Source organism: Nostoc sp. (genome assembly GCF_036916735.1).
Lineage (GTDB): Bacteria > Cyanobacteriota > Cyanobacteriia > Cyanobacteriales > Nostocaceae > Nostoc.
Window position 1 is genome coordinate 41296 of the sequence record NZ_JBALFV010000054.1, and the last position, 19375, is coordinate 60670.

Below are 19375 nucleotides of genomic sequence, written 5' to 3' on the forward strand. Positions count from 1 at the left end.
AATCAGACTTGAGTTCCTATCGCTAACCGTATTCCCCAAAATAAAATTAAAGTCGCAATAGCAAGCCAGTCTAGCTTTTTAAATTTTAAGTCGTGCCACTGCACTCGATGCTCGTTGGGACTGGTAAAACCTCGCACTATCATTGCATTCGCCATTTGATCGGCTCGTAAGAGCAGATTTTCTAACAGTCTCTGTGCGACTGTTATCCAAACTTTGAATCCTCCTTTCAATCCCAGCTTTTTCCAATTAATTGCCCTTGTCATCACGGAGCGAAATAAGTTTTGCACTTCTTCTAAAACCAAGGGAATAAAGCGCAAGGACAAGGTTAAAGTTAAAGCAATTTCGGTGACAGGCCACTTGAAGCGTCGCAGGGGTTGCATTAGGCTTTCTATGCCAGATGTAATTTCTTCTGGTGCGGTTGTTAGCAGATACAGGTTGGTGCTATAAATTACGGTAAATATAATTGTACTCAGACGTACAGCCAAATCTAAGGAATAGCGAGTTACTTTGACTGGACCTTTGTGAAATAGCACATAGCTATATTTTTGATTACCTGTTGGCTCTTGAACAATATTAGTGGAGTTTACTTGCTGGGTTAATATTTGTTCATTGGCTGGGAGGCGGGGCTGATAATCTACACCCATTCCATCAGGACTGATGGCTCCGATCGCTAAGACAAAAAATGATAGCATTAATAGCCAACCCATTTGCTGCTGCCATACTCGGCGGGGAATCCTAGCAATCAAGGTGGCTAGAATTAATAGTACCACCAGCAGTACACGCCAAAAGTTGTTAGCTAAAATATAGCTTGTTAAAAAGCTCATCAACCAGGCAAACTTGACTCGCGGATCGATTTTATGCAACCAAGTTTGGGGTTGTTCTAAATAAAGTCCAAGTGGCAGCGATCGCAATAAATCCATTTTAGAGTGAGGAGTGAGAAGTGAGGAATGAGGAGTTAAGAGTTAGGAGTTATACCGATTAACTGTGAGGTTACATAGAATCAGTTGCTCAAGCCACTTGTCTCACTAAATCTAATTTTGTGTAGTTTCACAAACAATTGCTATTTAGGAGTTTTGACTTTAACTTATAACTCTCTGACTTTATGCCGCTATCAAACTCAAGTCCATAGGGTTCTATAATTAGCAATTTTGGCTTTAACTCATAACTCCTGTACAGACGCGATTAATTGCGTCTCTACTCCTAACTTATTTTGACGCGAGTTGCTCTATTAACATTACCACTTTCGGCATCACGGACTTTTTTGCTCCGCCATAGTAAAATAATGGGCGTGCCTTTAAATCCTAGCTGTTGCCGGAATTGGCGTTCGATGTAGCGGCGGTAGTTGTCGTTGAAGCGTTTGGAATCATTGACAAATAGAGCGATCGTTGGTGGTTGGCTACTTACTTGTGTACCATAATAAATCTTACCCTGCCGCCCACCACGAGATGCTGGCGGTGAATGCCAACTTACGGCATCTGTTAAGACTTCGTTAATCACTGATGTGCTGACACGGCGTTTGTGCGATTCAGCCGCCGTTTTCACCAACTCTAGAATTTTCTCTACCCGTTGTCCTGACAAGGCACTTACAAAAATTGTTTCTGCCCATTCGGTAAAATGTAACCGTGATTGCAGAGTTTTTTCATAGTCGTAGATTGTATAAGAGTCTTTTTCGACAGCATCCCACTTATTAACAACGATGATGCAAGCTCGACCTTCTTCGATAATCCGTCCAGCTAATTTTTGGTCTTGCTCAGTTACTCCATCTACGGCATCTATTATTAATAAAACCACGTCAGCGCGGCGAATCGCTTTGAAAGCACGGTTAATACTAAAGAACTCTGTGCCGTATTCTATGTGTTTCTTTTTGCGAATGCCTGCGGTGTCAATCAAACGATAGGTTTGTCCCTCTCTTTCAATGACGGTATCAATAGCATCACGGGTAGTACCGGAAATTGGGCTGACAATTGCCCTCTCTTGCCCAACAAAAGCATTGAGTAAGCTCGATTTACCCACATTCGGGCGTCCTACAATTGCTACTTTGATTTCATTAGTTTCTGGGATGTCTTCAACAGCAGGTATGTGATTAACTAACTCGTCGAGTAGTTCTCCTGTGCCACTTCCATGAATCGCGGAGATGGGGTAAGGTTCGCCCAATCCCAATTCCCAAAACTCAGCAGCTTGCATTAAGCCTTGTTCTGGAGATTCACATTTATTTACAGCTAGTAGTACAGGTACAGGTTGTTGGCGCATCCATTCGGCGATTTCTAAGTCTGCCGATGTGGGACCTATTTGACCATCTACGACAAAAATAGCGCCACACGCTTCTCTTAGGGCTGTCATTGCCTGTTGGCGAATCAGTGGTAAAAATTCGGTATCATCATTAAAAACTAAACCACCAGTGTCTACCACCAAAAATTCCCGACCATTCCAGAAAGCTGGCATGTAAGTGCGATCGCGTGTCACTCCTGGTTCATCATGGACAATCGCCGTTTGTTCCCCGGCGAGTCGATTAACCAGGGTGGATTTGCCCACATTTGGGCGTCCGATAATTGCAACAATTGGCAGTGCCATAAAACCAGGGTAAGAGAGAGACGTAGTATATCACATACTTACATTTTACTCGTTTTAAACTTGAAGTTTTAATAATTTCCCAATCATTTTGAAGCGATCGCTATACTTCGGGCAAAACTGCTTTTTTGGCGCTCTGCTTCGTGCCCTTGCAACAAACATTTTGACACCACTTGCTTCAACGGGGAAAATACCCACGCAGATGTCTTTGCCTTGGCATCAGAAAAAATGTTATCCTAAAAGTACGCTGGATTAAGTGTATTTAAAGTGAACGAGATTCAAGATTACACAGTTGTCACTCAAAATGCACCTTTGAAGTTATTAGTAGATGCACTGTTAGCAGACTACCAAATGATATTGCAGTAACTGTAGATAGGATTGAGAATATTTCAAAAGGGCGATCGCTTGTATCAAGGTGATTGCGAAGTTAGCGATACTAATTTTTAATCCCCGTCGCAGCAATACCTTGAATAAACTGACGCTGACCGATGAGAAATAGTACCATCACTGGAACAGTCGCTATTGTCACCGCCGCCATCATCAACGGCCAATTATTTGTAAATTGCTCCTGAAACTCAGCTAACGCCAATTGCACCGTCCTTAACTCTGGTCGTGTCGTAAATACCAAAGGCTTAAATAAATCATTCCATTCACCGATAAAGGTGAACAAAAACAGCGTTATCAAGGCCGGACGGGCTAAAGGTAACATCACCCGCCACAAAATTTGCAGTCGGTTCGCCCCATCTATGGCTGCGGCTTCCTCTAACTCTACCGGAATTGTCTGAAAATACTGACGTAACAAGAAAATTCCAAACCCGTTGACAGCAGTGGGTAAAATCAGTGCCCAGTATGTATTTATCAGATACCCCCACTTTAAAACCAAAAAGATGGGAATCACCAATAACTGAAAGGGAATCACTAAAGTTGCTAAAACTACCAAAAGCAGTGCTTGGCGTCCCCGAAACTTCAGCCGTGCTAGGGCGTAACCAGCTAAAGCGGAAGTGACAATCTGAAACGCCGTCACAGCGATCGCTACCAAGGTAGAATTAGCAAACGCCAGTAAAAATTTTCCTTGTTGCCATGCAACTCGGTAATTAACTAAAGACCAGCTATTTTTGGACAAATTTTGCAAAGTGGTGGCCGTTGGTGCAAAGGAGGTGAGAAAGACCACAAACAGAGGTAGTAGAACGATAAATGCCCCTAGCAGTAACACTACTAGGCTCAAAAAATCGCCAGATTTCAGATTTGGGTTTGATTTGAACATAACTTCAGGTGCAAAGCATTTGTTTCGCTAGTACTAGAGCATCTCCCCCAGCAACAGTTAATCTATAAACATAGTTACTTGTTAAGTTAAATTAAACCACAGTGATTATTACCCTGAGTTCATGGGGTAAATTGAATCCTGGTGTCAAATAATCTTTCCTTTACAGGAGTAAACATACCATGCAGCAGTTTACAGACCAATTTAAAGATTTAGATTTCAAGAGCGAAAAATACAAAGATGCTTATAGCCGGATTAATGCGATCGTCATAGAAGGGGAACAAGAAGCCCATGAAAATTACATCACATTAGCCCAACTCCTCCCAGAATCTCATGATGAATTAATTCGCCTATCTAAGATGGAAAGTCGTCATAAAAAAGGATTTGAAGCTTGTGGGCGCAATTTACAAGTAACCCCAGATTTGGAATTTGCCAAGAAATTTTTCTCTGGACTACACCAAAATTTTCAAACAGCCGCCGCAGAAGGAAAGATTGTTACTTGCTTGTTGATTCAGTCTTTAATTATTGAATGTTTTGCGATCGCAGCATATAACATTTACATCCCCGTTGCCGACGCTTTTGCACGCAAAATTACAGAGGGAGTAGTGAAAGATGAATACAGCCACCTCAATTTTGGAGAAGTCTGGTTGAAAGAACACTTCACAGAATCCAAAGCTGAACTAGAACAAGCAAATCGCCATAACCTACCCATCGTCTGGAAAATGCTTAACCAAGTAGAGGGTGATGCCCACACAATGGCAATGGAAAAAGATGCTTTGGTAGAAGACTTTATGATTCAATACGGTGAAGCATTAAGTAACATAGGTTTCACGACTCGCGATATTATGCGCTTGTCAGCCTACGGACTCACCGCCATTTAAAAAGTGCTGAGTAGAGACGCGATTAATCGCGTCTGTACAAGAGCGATTAATCGCGTCTGTACAAGAGTGCTGAGTGCTGAGTATTTCAAATTTATCAGAGCTTCAGAACTCAGGACTTAAAACTCAGAACTGCTAAACAACTTATTATTCCACGCCTCAAGACAGCATAAGCCTAATAATCACTACATGTTTGGTCTAATTGGACATCTGACTAGTTTAGAACACGCTCAAGCGGTAGCTCAAGAATTGGGATACCCAGAATATGCCGATCAAGGGCTGGACTTTTGGTGCAGCGCCCCACCGCAAATTGTCGATACCATTATTGTTACCAGTGTAACTGGGCAACAAATTGAAGGACGGTATGTAGAATCTTGCTTTTTGCCGGAGATGCTAGCTAGCCGTCGGATCAAAGCCGCAACCCGCAAAATCCTTAACGCCATGGCCCATGCACAGAAACATGGCATTAATATCACAGCTTTAGGCGGATTTTCCTCAATTATTTTTGAAAACTTTAAGTTAGACCAGTTTAGCCAAGTCCGCAATATTAAACTAGAGTTTGAACGGTTCACTACAGGAAATACACATACTGCTTACATTATTTGTAAGCAGGTGGAAGAAGCCTCAAAACAATTGGGAATAGATCTATCAAAAGCGACTATTGCTATATGTGGAGCAACTGGGGATATTGGTAGTGCAGTTACACGTTGGCTAGATGCGAAAACAGATGTTCAAGAACTTCTGTTGATCGCGCGCGATCAAGAACGTCTTAAAGAATTGCAAGGCGAACTGGGGCGGGGAAAAATCATGGGTTTGACAGAAGCACTGCCCTTAGCTGATGTTGTAGTTTGGGTTGCTAGTATGCCCAAAGGCGTGGAAATTGAGCCTACCACTTTGAAACAACCCTGTTTGTTGATTGATGGTGGCTATCCTAAAAACTTAGCAACAAAAATTCAGCATCCTGGTGTACATGTGTTAAATGGTGGAATTGTAGAGCATTCCCTAGATATTGACTGGAAAATTATGAAAATAGTCAATATGGACGTGCCAGCCCGCCAGTTGTTTGCTTGTTTTGCCGAATCAATGCTGCTGGAATTTGAGAAGTTATACACGAACTTTTCATGGGGACGGAATCAGATTACCGTAGACAAAATGGAGCAGATTGGTCGGGTATCAGTGAAACATGGATTTAGACCACTGTTGGTTTAACTGTAAGAGTTAGGAGTTAAAAGTTAGGAGTTAAAAGTTTAAGAGTTAAGCACTTTTATCAGTACACTCCTTCTAATACCTAACTCCTCAATCATCACTCCTAACTCCTCACTCTGAAAAACCTATAACTTGTAACTTATAACCCCTACGATGGCAACTACCGAGCGTAAACCGCTACTGTTAGATTTTGAAAAGCCCCTAGCAGAACTAGCAACCCGAATCGATCAAATTCGGCAACTTGCAGAAGAAAATGGCGTCGATGTTTCTGGTCAAATTCGTCAACTAGAAGCACGCGCCATGCAACTGCGTGAGGAAATTTTCAGTAGTCTATCCCCGTCCCAGCGCTTGCAAGTCGCTCGTCATCCGCGTCGCCCTAGTACTCTCGATTACATTCAGGCTATTAGTGATGAATGGATGGAATTGCATGGCGATCGCTGTGGTGGTGACGATCCGGCTTTAGTTGGTGGTATCGGTCGTCTGTGTGGACAACCTGTGGTGATGTTGGGTCATCAAAAAGGCCGTGATACCAAAGATAATATTGCTCGTAACTTTGGAATGCCTTACCCTGGCGGCTATCGCAAAGCGATGCGGTTAATGGAACACGCCAACAAGTTTAGTATGCCAATACTAACTTTTATTGACACACCAGGAGCTTGGTCTGGAGTAGAAGCAGAACACCAAGGTCAAGGAGAAGCGATCGCCTACAACTTGCGAGAAATGTTTTGCTTAGATGTACCAATTATCTGCACAGTCATTGGTGAAGGTGGTTCTGGTGGCGCACTCGGTATTGGTGTAGGCGATCGCCTACTCATGTTTGAACACTCAGTTTATACTGTCGCCACTCCTGAAGCCTGCGCCGCCATTCTCTGGAAAGATGCTGGTAAAGCTCCCCAAGCCGCCGTTGCTCTAAAAATTATTTCCCATGACTTGAAAAAGTTGGGAATTATCGACCAAATATTGCCTGAACCCACTGGTGGTGCTCATTCCGACCCTTTAAAAGCGGCTACCACTCTCAAGCAAGTGCTGTTGGAAAATTTGGACGAACTCAATCGTTTAACCGCTCCAGAACGTCGTCAACTGCGCTATGAAAAATTCCGCAAAATTGGCGTTTTTACAGAAGTTGCCCACTAAAAGCGCTGCATAATAATTGATTAGCAGAGCATCAATGCTATAATCGCCTATGTGCTTAAAGATTTTTAACAATCTAGCCATAGGCATTTCCATGTTTAATAAATCTACTCAATTTGATTGAGTAGCTTTTGTGTTATCAAGTAATCTAATTTGAGTGTACGGCGTGGTTTTCCAAGCGATGATTTGTTGTCTTCACCGCTAAAACCCACAGTATAGCTATCATTGCACTGCATCATAGCAGTTGTTTAATGAAACTCATCAGATTTTTAGATTCCTTTAATCTATCCAAACCGAGAAGTGTAGATAATTGGGTGGTAATAGGCTTTAGGAACTGGCAAAAAATTGGGAGACACCATGAGTGTTGAGCAAAAGCGACGCGCCCTGATTACAGGGGCAAGTAGTGGAATTGGGAAAGCAACGGCTTTAGCCTTTGCCAAAGCGGGAATAGATATCGCTTTAGTCAGCCGTTCTACGGATAAATTGGAGGCGGTAAGAGAAGCAGTCGAGCGTACTGGGGTGGAAGCGAAAGTTTACACTGTAGATTTAGCGCGGATCTCCGAAGTAAAAGAAAAGATCCAAGCGATCGCCATTGACTTTGGTGATATAGACATTTTGGTAAATAATGCTGGCATAGCCTATACAGCTACTTTGAGCGAAACCCCCCTAGAGGACTGGCAGCATGTAATTGACTTAAATCTTACCAGCGTGTTTGGGTGCATTGTGGGGATTTTGCCTTCGATGCGCGATCGGGGTACAGGCACAATTATCAACGTCGCTTCAATTACCGCCAAGCAGCCGTTTGCCAGTTGGGGAGCATACAGCGTTAGCAAAGCTGGTTTGATAGCCCTTTCTCAAACCCTGGCACAAGAAGAACGCACCCACGGCATTCGCGTCACAGCTATTTGTCCTGGCGCAGTCAATACCGAACTTTGGGATACAGAAACAGTCAATGCCAATTTAGACCGTTCCAAAATGTTAACCCCAGAAATTGTCGCTCAGTCAATTCTTTATACAGTTCTGTTACCACAACAGGCAGTTATTGATGAATTGACCCTAATGCCCAGTGCTGGCGCACTCTAATTGCAAAGTTAGGAGTTAGAAGTTAAGAGTTAGGAATTAGAATTTTTAACTCATAAACTCATAACTCCTGTACAGACGCGATTAATCACGTCTCTACTTATAACTAAATTCAAACCATAACCAAAACTGAATCATGACTACTGCTAGTTCCAACGGTTCCAATTTCTCTCAATCGCCTCTGATTCCTGATTTAGCAGAAGCCATAACTCCTAGACCAGATCGCAACACCCACAACGGGCGACAAGCGGATGTGTCCCCGCCAAAAGAGGAACATCTTGAGGAAATGAAGGATGCCGTGCGGACACTAATATTGGGAGTTGGCGAAGACCCCGAACGCGAAGGACTCCTCAAAACACCCAAGCGAGTGGCCGAGGCAATGCGATTTCTTACTAGTGGCTACACCCAATCCCTTGAAGAACTGGTTAACGATGCCATCTTTGATGAAGGGCATAGCGAGATGGTACTAGTTAGAGATATTAATTTCTTTAGTCTGTGTGAACACCATATGCTGCCATTTATGGGTAGAGCACACGTTGCTTATATCCCTAACCAAAAAGTTGTGGGACTGAGTAAGCTGGCCCGCATTGTTGAGATGTATTCCCGTCGCTTACAAGTACAAGAGAGGTTAACCCGCCAAATTGCCGAAGCAATCCAAACCATTCTGGAACCTCAAGGGGTAGCTGTTGTGATGGAAGCTAGTCACATGTGTATGGTGATGCGGGGCGTTCAAAAACCAGGCTCTTGGACTGTCACTAGCGCAATGGTTGGTGCGTTCCAAGATGAGCACAAAACCCGTGAAGAATTTTTTAATTTGATTCGCCATCAACCAGCATTCTTTTAAGGAATAGGGAGTGGGGAGTTGGCAAGATGAGGGAGATCAAGGAGATGAAGAGAATAATAATTCTTTGTTTGGTTTGCCTTTGCTCATTTTACCCTACTCCCTACTTCCTATTCCCCAATTTCCCAAACAACTTGGCTACTTTATCTAAATCTTTATCTCCAGGTGCGCGTTCTACACCACTAGATAAATCAACGCCGCTAGGATTAACCTGGCTTAGGGCTTCCACAATATTATCTGCTGTTAGTCCCCCAGCTAAAAACCAAGGGCAATTGGGGCTGAATTGCTCTAGCATTGTCCAATCTAGGGTTTTGCCTGTACCACCAAGTTGTTCGGGATGGTAGGCATCAAGTAGTAAAGTATCTACGTAATTTGTGTAATTAGCCACTGTGTCAAGATGCTCAAGACTCCGAACTCTTACTGCTTTAATAATTTCGACATTAGGTAAAGCTTGACGTAATTGGTAGCAAAAATCTGGTAATTCATCCCCGTGTAACTGGACACCAGTCAAACCAGAATCAACAACTATCTGACTAATTTCGGGGATACTAGCGTTGGCAAAAACACCAATTGTATCAATATTAGCCGGGAGTTCTACTACTGCTGCTCGAATTTGGGATGTGGTCACGTAACGAGGTGAGGTTGGCACACAAATAAATCCTAATGCCGTTGCGCCTAGAGAGGCGATCGCTATAGACTGCTGTGGTTGAGTGATGCCGCAAATTTTAACGCGCATGAAAATTTAACAAATTTAAAATAATCATCAAGAAAGTCTAAACTATCCGAAAAACTTTTGTACCTTGGTAATTTTATAATTTTGTAGGTCTACATTTTAGGAGGCAAAAGCTTGATTTCATCTATTTTACTAGCAGCAGCTGCAACTGTTCCCGCAACACCTGCGTGGAATCCTACAGTAGCTATCATCATCAGCATCAGTAGCTTAGTAGTTCTTTTGCTAAGTACTAGGATTGAACAACCCTTAGTTGGCCCCAAGTTACCTATCCTGCCCGTCAGTATTCCAACATTCGTTGCAGCGATGGCTTTTGGTCATATTATCGGCATTGGCATCGTTTTAGGACTGACTAACATCGGTCGTTTGTAGTTTTGCGATGATCGTGGCGTTGCTTGTAACGCCGCGATCAATACAAAACTCCTAAAAACGATTTTGGTTCTTTTCCAGTAAAATAACTCATGAGCAGGGGCAGGGCAGGTAGGGGAAGAATAAAAATTACTTATTTTCCGTCTGCTCCCTGCTCCCTGCCCTTCTGCCTCTTCCCAATGCCTCATTCCCCTCTTCAGAGCTTTGCTCACAGGCATTAATTGTCTATTCTAGAAATAAGAGCATTTCTTAACTCGGCACTATTGAATTGATGCTCAGAAATATATGTATAAGTATATACGAAAATATTCCAGTATAGGAACTACTGGCGATATCTAGTTTTAGGACAATGTAATGCAAACAAATTGGAAAATTGGGTCTTTATTTGGAATTCCCCTGTTTTTAGACCCGTTATGGTTTGTGATTTTAGGGTTGGCAACTCTCAACTTTGGAGTAGCTTATCAGGAATGGGGGCCTGTTATAGCTTGGAGTGCTGGAATAGTTATGGCACTGTTACTATTTGGTTCAGTGTTGCTACATGAGTTGGGTCACAGCTTGGTAGCCCGATCGCAAGGTATCAAAGTTAATTCAATTACTTTATTTCTGTTTGGCGGGATTGCTGCTATCGAAGAAGAATCTAAAACTCCTTTCAAAGCTTTTCAAGTAGCGATCGCTGGGCCTGTAGTGAGTATTGGACTATTTTTACTGCTCCGGCTGGGAGCTATTGTGATACCTGATACTAGTCCACTCAGTGTCATGGTTGGAGATTTAGCAAGAATTAACTTGGTGGTTGCTCTATTCAACCTAATTCCAGGCTTACCTCTAGATGGAGGACAAGTGTTAAAAGCAGCACTATGGCAAATAACAGGTAATCGTTTTCAAGCCGTACACTGGGCTGCAAAGGCTGGGCAAATTTTGGGTTACAGTGCGATCGCTTTAGGATTTGTTGTAGATTTCTTGACTAAAGAATTAGTAGTTGGTTTGTGGATTGCACTGTTAGGTTGGTTTGCTGTCCGCAATGCTAACACCTATGACAACATGACTACATTGCAAGAAAGCCTACTCAAAGTCGTAGCAGCTGATGCGATGACTCGTGACTTTCGGGTAATTGATGCTGACCAGACTTTGCGATCCTTTGCCGATTTATACCTGTTGGAAACCACTCCCTCACCGGTCTATTTTGCTGCTTCTGATGGACGTTATCGGGGTCTAGTTTCCATTGAGGATTTTCGTTTAACCCAAAGGAGTGAATGGGAAACCCAAACCTTACATAGCATTGTGCATCCTTTGACAGAAATACCTACCGTTGCTGAGGCAACAACGATAGCTGAGGTAATTAACAAGCTGGAAAATGAGCAGTTACCTCGAATTACCGTACTCTCTCCGGCTGGTGCTGTAGCTGGTGTAATTGACCGGGGTGATATTGTCAGGGCGTTGGCAGAAAAGTTAAATTTGCGAATAACGGATGTTGAAATTAAGCGCATCAAGGAAGAAGGTAGCTATCCGCCTGGATTGCAACTGGGAGTAATTGCGAAATCAATTACAAATTAAACGTCATACACTCGTCATAGGTTTGCAATAGATACGTCAAAAACGTATGTGATATTGAATTTGGTATTTGGTTACAAAATGCTTTTTTTGGGTAAAAGGTAGGAAATCCTACCTTTTTTATTTATTTATAAAAATGTAGCGTAGGCATAGATCGTCTTAAACATCGCTTTTACCTTACTAGGACTTATACCAATTGGCAATACTTCGGCTACGCCCTTCTCTTCTTAGGCTGCGCCCTAAGCGTAGCTATGCCGTAGGCTTTACGACTACGCCACTCGGCTTTGCTCGGGCTGAACTCAGGACAAGCTCAGTACAAGTTCGCAATTAAAAAACTTAGGCATTATCAGCTAAGATGCCTTATTCCCCATGCCCAAAAACTCCATCCTGCAAGTGGCGTAGAGTTTTTTATGTTCAGAAAGGATTGGAAAGAGAAGATTTAAATGCAAAGGAACGCAAGGCAATAAACTAATGGGGAGATTAAAAGCGCTGACCTGTGGTAACTTCAAATCTAACTTCTCCTTGGTTGCTAATTCCTAAGTCGCCTCGAATCAGACCAAAGGATGACTTGAATCGCAATCCTAAGCCGTAACCAAAGCCACTTCCAGGTTTGTCTCGCAGCACTCCTGGTTCTCCTAGCACGGTTTCGCTAGACCCGAAATCTGAGGCGAGGTCAGTAAACAGAACTCCTCCGATTGACTGTAAAATTGGAAAACGATATTCCACGGAAGCTAAACCATAACTGCGACCACTGGCAACTTTACCATAACCGTAACCTCTGACAGAATTTAGCCCACCAATATTAAAAGCATCAGCAGGTGGAAAGTCTCCAATAGTTGTGCCAATTTGTAAATTAATCGCCAACATTTCTGGATTGTCGGTTCGTTTACCATTCCCTATCCAACTGACTGGTAAATACTGAATATAATTACCCTTTAGGCGGTTGCTGAAAATATTGCCCAATCCAATGGGAATAGCTTGTTCTGTGCTGAGGGTAAGGATTGATCCTTGAGTCGGATTGTCTTTGCGATCGCGTTGATCTCTGGATACAGCAAATGATACTGTAAATAGATCATCAATGCCAGTACCACTCACAGATAGGGGACTCCCTAATCTATCGACCTGTACAACGTTATATTCTTGATCGCGTAGGCTAATCCTGGTATAGTTAAGAGCAACTGATGTATCCCACTCATCAAAAGCTCGTAAAAGTGCCACAGAAGCGCCAAACCTTCCCTCTCGCACTTTGTTGCCGTTGGATAATCTGATATCTTCGTTGAACGTTCCCGATGTATTTCGACTACGAAAACCTCTAATGCTATAGCCTAAGCGGTTTGGTTCTCCAGGACGATAAGGACTGGTAAATTGACCATTAAACTGGACATCTTCACTGCTCAACTGCACAGTTGTATCTAATTTATCGTTAAGACCGCTAATATTTGCATCTTTGTAACCTACTCGACCGTATAGCCCAACATCATCGTTATTTCCGCCTCCTAAGATTATAGAAGGGAAGTGACGCTCTTTGATTTTATAGATGATATTAATGCTAGAAGCATCTTCTTCTCGATCAACATTGACTTGATTAAATGACTCTAATCTCCTTAATCGTTGCAAGTCTGCTTGAAGTAAATCTTCACGGAATATCTGACCAGGTTTGAGTCTCAGCAAACTAATGATAAAGTCTGTCTGAGTCCGTCCTTGGATTGGCTGACCTTTATCATCAAGCAACTCACCTTTGCTATTAATAAAGCGAATTTGGATGTCTTTGACAACTTTTTGAGAAAATTCAAGGGTCTGGTTATCTTCTGAAGTCGCTCCTATATAATCACCATATTTAGCATATTCTTCTATATGGATCGGAGCTTCTGGGGTAACAATAGCACTAGATCCATCCTGAGTAGAAGATTGCGAATCTGCAAGGGCCTCTGGATTTTTCCCACTCACTAACATTACTGCGATCGCAACTACAGTTATTTGAACTCGCATATTGAAAATCCGTTAATGTTATTAAGTTTACTACGTATAGCGGATCTCTTGTGCGTAAGTTCTATATCAACCTCGCTATTGGGTATCCCAAAATCCGGTTGCTTGCGCCAGTACTCAGTATAAACTGTCAGGCTGTTTTCTGCGATCGCTCTTGATAAAGTCCTTAAAGGTTTAGAGGTTGCGCTACTGTCAGAAAAAGGTATAGTCTATAAAATAGAACCTCTTCTTGAATACTATGACAGAGGAATATTCAGGTTTTAAGCTCTTATTCAGCTTTTTTATAGAGAATTACAATGGATAATTATCTGCTAAATCCACTGATAAATAAAAAGCCATGAGAGAAAAACCTAAACAAAAAGTGCGTATCTGGGCGACCTTTTGTCATTTATCGGCTTTATTAGGGTGGATATTATTGGTGTTTTTAGTATTTATTGGTATTCCCTTATATTTACCTTTAAATCTTTTAGCTCCATTGATAATCTGGAAATGTAAAAAATCACAATATCCCTGGATTGATTTCCAAGGTAAGGAATCTATAAATTTTCAAATTTCTTTAACATTATCTACCTTATTTGTTATTGCTATCTCTTTAGTTATAGTCCTCACTAGCTTGAGTTTTGCAATAACTAGTAATGCCTCAAGTAATGAAATAAAAAATACTTTAGATAACTTATTAATTGTAATTTTATCATTAATTTCAGTTAAATTGGTATTACAATCGTTTCTCGTAAGTTTTGCCGCTATTAAAGCTTACAATGGTGAGCATTACCGTTACCCTTTGACAATGAGAGTTTTACGATAAAACAATGATTAAACCTCTGTTATTTAATATTTAAATTTTTCAAAAAAAATTAAATATTTTAGAGATGATAAATGAAATGATATTATTAATTAAATTTGATAGTTAGAGGAGTATATAATAATATGATTGGGATTGCGATCGCAGGCACTGGATTTGGTCAAAAAGTTCACATTCCTGGATTCCAAGCACATCCTCAGACTGAGGTAGTTGCTGTTTATCACCGAGATATAAATAAAGCTAAAGCTATAGCAGAATCCCATAATATCCCCCACGCTTCCGACTCACTTACAGATATTGTGGCATTACCAGAAGTGCAAGCAGTTAGCATCTCTACGCCGCCATTTTTGCACTATGAAATGGCAAAAATTGTATTGCAAGCTAGGAAACATTTATTACTAGAAAAACCGATAACTTTAAATGCAGTTGAGGCTAAAGAACTTTATCAGTTAGCTAAAACAAAAGGTGTTATTGCGACTGTAGATTTTGAATTTCGCTTTGTACCAGGATGGCAATTGTTTGCTGAATTATTGTCAGAAGATTATGTGGGTAAGTTGCGCCTAATTAAAATTGATTGGTTAGGTTCTTCTCGCGCTGATACTTCACGCCCTTGGAATTGGTATTCTGACAAGGAGAAAGGAGGCGGTGCATTGGGATCTTTGGGTTCCCACGCCTTCGATTACATTCACTGGTTATTCGGGCCAGTGCGTAGATTAAACGCCCATTTAACTACTGCTATTCCTACACGAGTTGACCCTGTTAGTGGGGAATCAAAACCAGTGAATACAGATGACAACTGTATATTAACGTTAGAATTAGCAAATGGTACACCTTGCCAACTTTCTATCAGTGCGGTAGTTCATGCACCAAGAACTCATTGGGTAGAAGTATATGGCGATCATGGTACATTAATTGTGGGTAGTGAAAATCAAAAAGATTACATACATGGTTTTCGTGTTTGGGGTTCCCAACCAGGTAAATCTCTAACAGAAATAGAAATACCGAATCGGTTAATTTTTCCGAAAAATTATGCTGATGGACGCATTTCGGCATTTATCCGTGTAGTAGACCAATGGGTGCAAGGAATTGACCACAATCAGGAAATTATACCATCGCTGTCAGAAGGAATTTATTCTCAGTTGTTGATGGATTTATCTCATGAATCGCATCAAAAAGCAAGTTGGGTAGACGTACCCAGCTTGGAAGCTTATCTTGAAAGCTAGTAGAAAAGGGAGTTAAGAGTGTGGTGTAATATATAAAATTATTCATCAGTATTTACTTACAGGATAATACGGTCAATCGCTCGCTTTTATTTATTTTTTCCAGTAGGGTATCAGTAATAACCGAGTACCACTTTAGATAGGTATCTAGAAGCAGATATTGACTTTAGCACGGTTATAAAGATAGAAAAGGCTTAAATCTTGTATGCGTTAAACTTCAGAAATAACACACCCTACAAAACTAAAGAAGAAATGAGCAAAACTTCCCGCATTCCTATCCCGCCGGAAGTAAAGAATTATATTTTTCAACGTGACAAATACCAATGTCAAAGCTGCGGTAAAACTACTGTAGAAACTAACCTCAGTATCGACCATATCATTCCTCTTGCCCGTGGGGGTCAAAATGATATCAGCAATTTACAAACCCTGTGTCTTAAATGCAACCAGCAGAAAACAGACAACATTGATCCCCGCTTCCGGCGATATTTTCAGCTTTAGGTTAGGATCGGATGAGCTATTAGTTTCTGATTATCTATGCCTCCAAATCACAATAGCAATTCCCTAAGATTTCTCAATATTAGAACTACGATTCTCTACCTCTTCGCTATCATAGCTATTTTAGTAGTAGCCTTTCCCTGGCTATATGAGATTAAAACGAAAGCTGGGATCGATATATCACCTGGACGCCATGCAGGAACCTTTTTTGAGAAACATACTCACGGACTCTTCAAGTGTGAGTGGCTTTATCCCTACCATTGCGATCGCTCTCAGATTAAGTAAGGATATTAAAAAGAAAAGGGGAAAATTTTCCCCTTCTCTGTGTGTGATATTTTTACACCAACTGAATTACAGCAATTTTCATAAATAGAGCACACGGTATGGTAGCACAGCTGTGCTACCCTACTACATCTATCCCAACTGGCTTGAGATCATGCTGACATCAACGGCTAACTTTTTGCCCAACTTGAGCAACTGAAGACACTGATTCTCTGCTTCATTACCAAGGTTAGTGATACACACCGACGCTATCTGACTGTGCAGACAACTAAAGTATAGTTCCTGCGATCGCTGTAGGGAAATATGAATATTTAGTTGATCCCCGACATCAATCAATCGTTCCAATAGTTGGATATCTGCATTAAAGCTATCATTGGCATCATGCAACAATTGCCACAGCAATCGCGCAATTAACTGTTCTAACATCTGCTTACCGTCGGGAATATTCAACCGACAACGCAGATGTTTTGCTTCAGTCGCGATCGCTTCTAATTCTAAGATGTAATTCCAACTCTTTTGGGGATCAGCGATATGTTGCTCAAGCGATCGTAATGTCATCAGACAGCGATGCCCTAAAGCAATATCTGCTGCAACCTGCAATTCTTGCGGTACTGCTATTTCATCTCGATGAAACGCCATCAGCACACCATAATTATCACGGTAGGCTTGGGTATACAACTGTCCTAAACGTGTCAGTGTTTCCTCCGTAAGCAGCCGCATAACCCGGTGGCGTTCTTCAGCAAATAGATTTTGTAAGCTGAAAGCTTCTTTTTCAAATAACTGGGTCATCGCCAAGATAGTATGAGCCGCACTAGCTTGTTTAAGTGCCCCAAACAGCTTTTCTTTGATTTGGCTGTAGTCACGCCGCCCAGTAAATTGTTGAATGCAACAGTGGAAATCCCAGCCTCCCAAATGCAGAACCGCAAATACCAAATGCTCGCTTTCCCAAGTAATTTCTGATACCAGCTTTAAATTTCCCACAGCTAGAGTTAACGATCCCATACGTTGCAGTTGGTAATCTAGCTCATTAGCAGTGTAGCAATAAACCTGCTTCTGGTAACGCTGAGACTGTTTGTCAGCAGCATTTTTTCTAGATAAGGAATTGTGCGTCTCTGCTGGTTTGTGATTGGTAAATAGGGAAGTAATGGCGTAATGGGCTGCAACTTGCTTAAAGCCAAGTTGGGCAGTTAACACGAGTTGGCGATAAATTTCCCCACCGTGTTTGAAGTCATCCACATTACTGGGGGCTAAACCAAGACGTTTAAGGAAGCCTTTTTCTAACTGCACACCTGCTACTTCCCCTGCCAATTCCAAAGCACGGGCGGCGTAGCGTAGAATTTGTGTCCCCTCTGGACGGGAAATTTCTTCAAAAAACCAACCGCAACTAGTGAACATTAACAACGCGTGACGCTGCATTTCTAACAAGCGCAAAGCGTCTACTTGTTCGGCTGCCGTTAGTTTGTGGGTTTGATGACGGGCGAGAAAACGGTTGACATTGCTAGCAGAGCGATCGCGCAATACTTGGATATATTCATCTCGCGCTAGCCAGGGATCGCGAAATAACTGTCTACCATGTTCTGCATACACCTCAGTTAGCTGATCCCGCAGCCAATTTAGGGCATCCCGCAAGGGACGACGCCATTTCTGATGCCAAATACTGCCTTCCCCACCGCAACCACAATCATCCTCCCATCTGCCGACACCGTGGGCGCAACTCCAGGCTGTAACTGACTTCAATTCCACTTCCCAACTAGGAGAATTTAAGCTCAGGTAGTGGGCGAAGTTCGTCACCGTCCAACCTTGTTGAGGAAACTCTTTGGTAAAGGCGTAGGCTAAAGTTTTCTCAGTTCCCTTTTTATGGTGTCCAAAGGTTTCCCCATCCGTCGCCACAGAGATTAACTGTGCCGGACGATGATCCCCACGAACTGCTGAACCGATACGTCCGGTAAAGTAACTGGAATTATAAACAACATCACTAAAACCCATATCCCGCGATATCGGGCCATCGTAGAAGAAGATATCAATGTAAGGTAATCCTTCTCTACTACTATCTTTGGGGCTAGTGGCAATTGCACTTAGAGATAAAGATGAAGTGTCTAGTGTGGGCTTCAAATAACAACGGTAGGGACGGGTAGAATCAATCTGACTACCGCCGACTTCGATCCATGTAGGATGGGGATCATCTGGAGTGGGGAGGGGACGGCAACGCAGTGCTTGAGACGGTGCAAGGACAATGAAGCGAATACCCTCAGCAACAAGAGCTTCTAGGGTGGCGTAGTCTACAGCAGTTTCTGCTAGCCACATCCCTTCGGGATCACGACCAAAGCGGGAGCGGAAGTCTTCTTTACCCCAGCGAATTTGGGTATATTTGTCGCGTTCGTTCGCCAGAGGCATGATGATGTGATTGTATACTTGCGCGATCGCATTGCCGTGACCATGCAAACGTTGGCTACTCTTGGCATCCGCCTCTAAAATGCGCTGATAAACCTCTACATCGTAGCGTTCTAGCCACGACATCAGCGTTGGGCCAATATTAAAACTGAAATACTCATAATTGTTGACGATCCCCACTACTTCACCTCGGTCATTTAAGACTCTGGCAAAGGCATTCGGGCGATAGCATTCCCAATGAATCCGCTCATTCCAATCATGGAAAGGTGCAGCGCTCGGTTGGCGTTCAATTGCGTCCAGATAAGGGTTTTCCCTTGGTGGCTGGTAAAAATGACCATGCACCGTCACATAAACACCATTAGCCTTTCTCAGGGGATCGATTTGCTTGGTGTTATTGGGATCTGAATGTAATGTTAACGTTGAGCCAGAGTTAGCTGGCATTTGGTCAGCAGAAGTCATGTATATTTATCCAAAACAAAAAACTTGCAGTTGTAGCAAAACTATTGTGCGTAAACCTTTATACAATAGTTTTCACACAAAATCCGGTATAAACAACTATGGAATCCAACTAAATTTCTGACAAAGCT

The 19375-nt window shown here is 42.2% G+C and carries 17 protein-coding genes; 11 read left to right on the forward strand and 6 right to left on the reverse strand.

The annotated features are described in order from the left end of the window. Positions 1 to 2: 2 nt before the first annotated feature. The 3 genes from V7L20_RS13745 to V7L20_RS13755 all read right to left on the reverse strand — a co-directional run bounded on the left by V7L20_RS13745 (position 3) and on the right by V7L20_RS13755 (position 3832). Positions 3 to 920: an energy-coupling factor transporter transmembrane component T family protein gene (locus V7L20_RS13745; RefSeq protein WP_334744620.1), complete on the reverse strand. Its 918-nt coding sequence runs from the start codon at positions 918 to 920 to the stop codon at positions 3 to 5. 280 nt (positions 921 to 1200) lie between these two features. Further along, complete coding sequence (der, locus tag V7L20_RS13750; protein ID WP_334744621.1) at positions 1201 to 2571, reverse strand: ribosome biogenesis GTPase Der; 1371 nt, start codon at positions 2569 to 2571, stop codon at positions 1201 to 1203. 433 nt (positions 2572 to 3004) lie between these two features. Continuing rightward, a complete protein-coding gene (locus V7L20_RS13755) occupies positions 3005 to 3832 on the reverse strand; it encodes a carbohydrate ABC transporter permease (RefSeq protein WP_334744622.1) in 828 nt (275 codons plus the stop codon). Between the two features lie 179 nt (positions 3833 to 4011). On the opposite strand from V7L20_RS13755, the gene V7L20_RS13760 reads away from it, so the two are divergent. The 5 genes from V7L20_RS13760 to folE all read left to right on the forward strand — a co-directional run bounded on the left by V7L20_RS13760 (position 4012) and on the right by folE (position 8968). Further along, complete coding sequence (locus V7L20_RS13760) at positions 4012 to 4710, forward strand: aldehyde oxygenase (deformylating) (RefSeq protein ID WP_334744623.1); 699 nt, start codon at positions 4012 to 4014, stop codon at positions 4708 to 4710. A gap of 186 nt (positions 4711 to 4896) precedes the next feature. Beyond that, positions 4897 to 5916 (forward strand): long-chain acyl-[acyl-carrier-protein] reductase, encoded by a 1020-nt coding sequence (locus V7L20_RS13765; protein WP_334744624.1) that lies wholly within the window; start codon positions 4897 to 4899, stop codon positions 5914 to 5916. A 150-nt stretch (positions 5917 to 6066) separates the two neighbouring features. Next, the gene (locus tag V7L20_RS13770; RefSeq protein WP_334744625.1) at positions 6067 to 7047 is read left to right on the forward strand and encodes an acetyl-CoA carboxylase carboxyltransferase subunit alpha; all 981 of its coding nucleotides are present in this window, start codon (positions 6067 to 6069) and stop codon (positions 7045 to 7047) included. A 354-nt stretch (positions 7048 to 7401) separates the two neighbouring features. After that, positions 7402 to 8127: an SDR family oxidoreductase gene (locus tag V7L20_RS13775; RefSeq protein WP_334744626.1), complete on the forward strand. Its 726-nt coding sequence runs from the start codon at positions 7402 to 7404 to the stop codon at positions 8125 to 8127. A 133-nt stretch (positions 8128 to 8260) separates the two neighbouring features. After that, entirely contained in the window at positions 8261 to 8968 is a 708-nt protein-coding gene (gene folE / locus V7L20_RS13780) for a GTP cyclohydrolase I FolE (protein WP_334744627.1), read from the forward strand. A gap of 100 nt (positions 8969 to 9068) precedes the next feature. Here folE and V7L20_RS13785 read toward each other — a convergent pair whose 3' ends face one another. Beyond that, positions 9069 to 9701 carry a phosphoribosylanthranilate isomerase gene (locus V7L20_RS13785; protein ID WP_334744628.1) on the reverse strand — a complete coding sequence of 211 codons (633 nt, stop codon included), beginning with the start codon at positions 9699 to 9701 and terminating at the stop codon, positions 9069 to 9071. Between the two features lie 111 nt (positions 9702 to 9812). Here V7L20_RS13785 and psaK point away from each other — a divergent pair, with 111 nt between their 5' ends. Then, on the forward strand, positions 9813 to 10067 hold the full coding sequence (gene psaK / locus V7L20_RS13790; protein ID WP_334744629.1) for a photosystem I reaction center subunit PsaK: 255 nt from the start codon (positions 9813 to 9815) through the stop codon (positions 10065 to 10067). Between the two features lie 351 nt (positions 10068 to 10418). After that, positions 10419 to 11615, forward strand: coding sequence for a site-2 protease family protein (locus V7L20_RS13795; protein WP_334744630.1), 1197 nt, complete (start codon positions 10419 to 10421; stop codon positions 11613 to 11615). Positions 11616 to 12092: 477 nt separating this feature from the next. Here V7L20_RS13795 and V7L20_RS13800 read toward each other — a convergent pair whose 3' ends face one another. Beyond that, positions 12093 to 13601 carry a BamA/TamA family outer membrane protein gene (locus V7L20_RS13800; RefSeq protein WP_334744631.1) on the reverse strand — a complete coding sequence of 503 codons (1509 nt, stop codon included), beginning with the start codon at positions 13599 to 13601 and terminating at the stop codon, positions 12093 to 12095. Positions 13602 to 13935: 334 nt separating this feature from the next. Here V7L20_RS13800 and V7L20_RS13805 point away from each other — a divergent pair, with 334 nt between their 5' ends. From V7L20_RS13805 to V7L20_RS13820, 4 genes are all read left to right on the forward strand, one after another. Next, entirely contained in the window at positions 13936 to 14403 is a 468-nt protein-coding gene (locus V7L20_RS13805; RefSeq protein WP_334744632.1) for a DUF4870 domain-containing protein, read from the forward strand. Positions 14404 to 14525: 122 nt separating this feature from the next. After that, the gene (locus V7L20_RS13810; RefSeq protein ID WP_334744633.1) at positions 14526 to 15623 is read left to right on the forward strand and encodes a Gfo/Idh/MocA family protein; all 1098 of its coding nucleotides are present in this window, start codon (positions 14526 to 14528) and stop codon (positions 15621 to 15623) included. 249 nt (positions 15624 to 15872) lie between these two features. Next, complete coding sequence (locus tag V7L20_RS13815; RefSeq protein WP_334744634.1) at positions 15873 to 16118, forward strand: HNH endonuclease; 246 nt, start codon at positions 15873 to 15875, stop codon at positions 16116 to 16118. Positions 16119 to 16154: 36 nt separating this feature from the next. Continuing rightward, complete coding sequence (locus tag V7L20_RS13820) at positions 16155 to 16400, forward strand: hypothetical protein (protein ID WP_334744635.1); 246 nt, start codon at positions 16155 to 16157, stop codon at positions 16398 to 16400. Between the two features lie 129 nt (positions 16401 to 16529). Here the strand turns inward: V7L20_RS13820 and V7L20_RS13825 are convergent, their stop codons facing one another. Continuing rightward, a complete protein-coding gene (locus V7L20_RS13825; protein WP_334744636.1) occupies positions 16530 to 19247 on the reverse strand; it encodes a DUF3536 domain-containing protein in 2718 nt (905 codons plus the stop codon). Positions 19248 to 19375 lie beyond the last annotated feature (128 nt).

Coding starts and splice junctions, on each gene's coding strand:
- V7L20_RS13745 (WP_334744620.1), bottom strand. CDS start 920: ATGGATTTATTGCGATCGCTGCCACTTGGACTTTATTTAGAACAACCC.
- der (WP_334744621.1), bottom strand. CDS start 2,571: ATGGCACTGCCAATTGTTGCAATTATCGGACGCCCAAATGTGGGCAAA.
- V7L20_RS13755 (WP_334744622.1), bottom strand. CDS start 3,832: ATGTTCAAATCAAACCCAAATCTGAAATCTGGCGATTTTTTGAGCCTA.
- V7L20_RS13760 (WP_334744623.1), top strand. CDS start 4,012: ATGCAGCAGTTTACAGACCAATTTAAAGATTTAGATTTCAAGAGCGAA.
- V7L20_RS13765 (WP_334744624.1), top strand. CDS start 4,897: ATGTTTGGTCTAATTGGACATCTGACTAGTTTAGAACACGCTCAAGCG.
- V7L20_RS13770 (WP_334744625.1), top strand. CDS start 6,067: ATGGCAACTACCGAGCGTAAACCGCTACTGTTAGATTTTGAAAAGCCC.
- V7L20_RS13775 (WP_334744626.1), top strand. CDS start 7,402: ATGAGTGTTGAGCAAAAGCGACGCGCCCTGATTACAGGGGCAAGTAGT.
- folE (WP_334744627.1), top strand. CDS start 8,261: ATGACTACTGCTAGTTCCAACGGTTCCAATTTCTCTCAATCGCCTCTG.
- V7L20_RS13785 (WP_334744628.1), bottom strand. CDS start 9,701: ATGCGCGTTAAAATTTGCGGCATCACTCAACCACAGCAGTCTATAGCG.
- V7L20_RS13795 (WP_334744630.1), top strand. CDS start 10,419: ATGCAAACAAATTGGAAAATTGGGTCTTTATTTGGAATTCCCCTGTTT.
- V7L20_RS13800 (WP_334744631.1), bottom strand. CDS start 13,601: ATGCGAGTTCAAATAACTGTAGTTGCGATCGCAGTAATGTTAGTGAGT.
- V7L20_RS13805 (WP_334744632.1), top strand. CDS start 13,936: ATGAGAGAAAAACCTAAACAAAAAGTGCGTATCTGGGCGACCTTTTGT.
- V7L20_RS13810 (WP_334744633.1), top strand. CDS start 14,526: ATGATTGGGATTGCGATCGCAGGCACTGGATTTGGTCAAAAAGTTCAC.
- V7L20_RS13815 (WP_334744634.1), top strand. CDS start 15,873: ATGAGCAAAACTTCCCGCATTCCTATCCCGCCGGAAGTAAAGAATTAT.
- V7L20_RS13820 (WP_334744635.1), top strand. CDS start 16,155: ATGCCTCCAAATCACAATAGCAATTCCCTAAGATTTCTCAATATTAGA.
- V7L20_RS13825 (WP_334744636.1), bottom strand. CDS start 19,247: ATGACTTCTGCTGACCAAATGCCAGCTAACTCTGGCTCAACGTTAACA.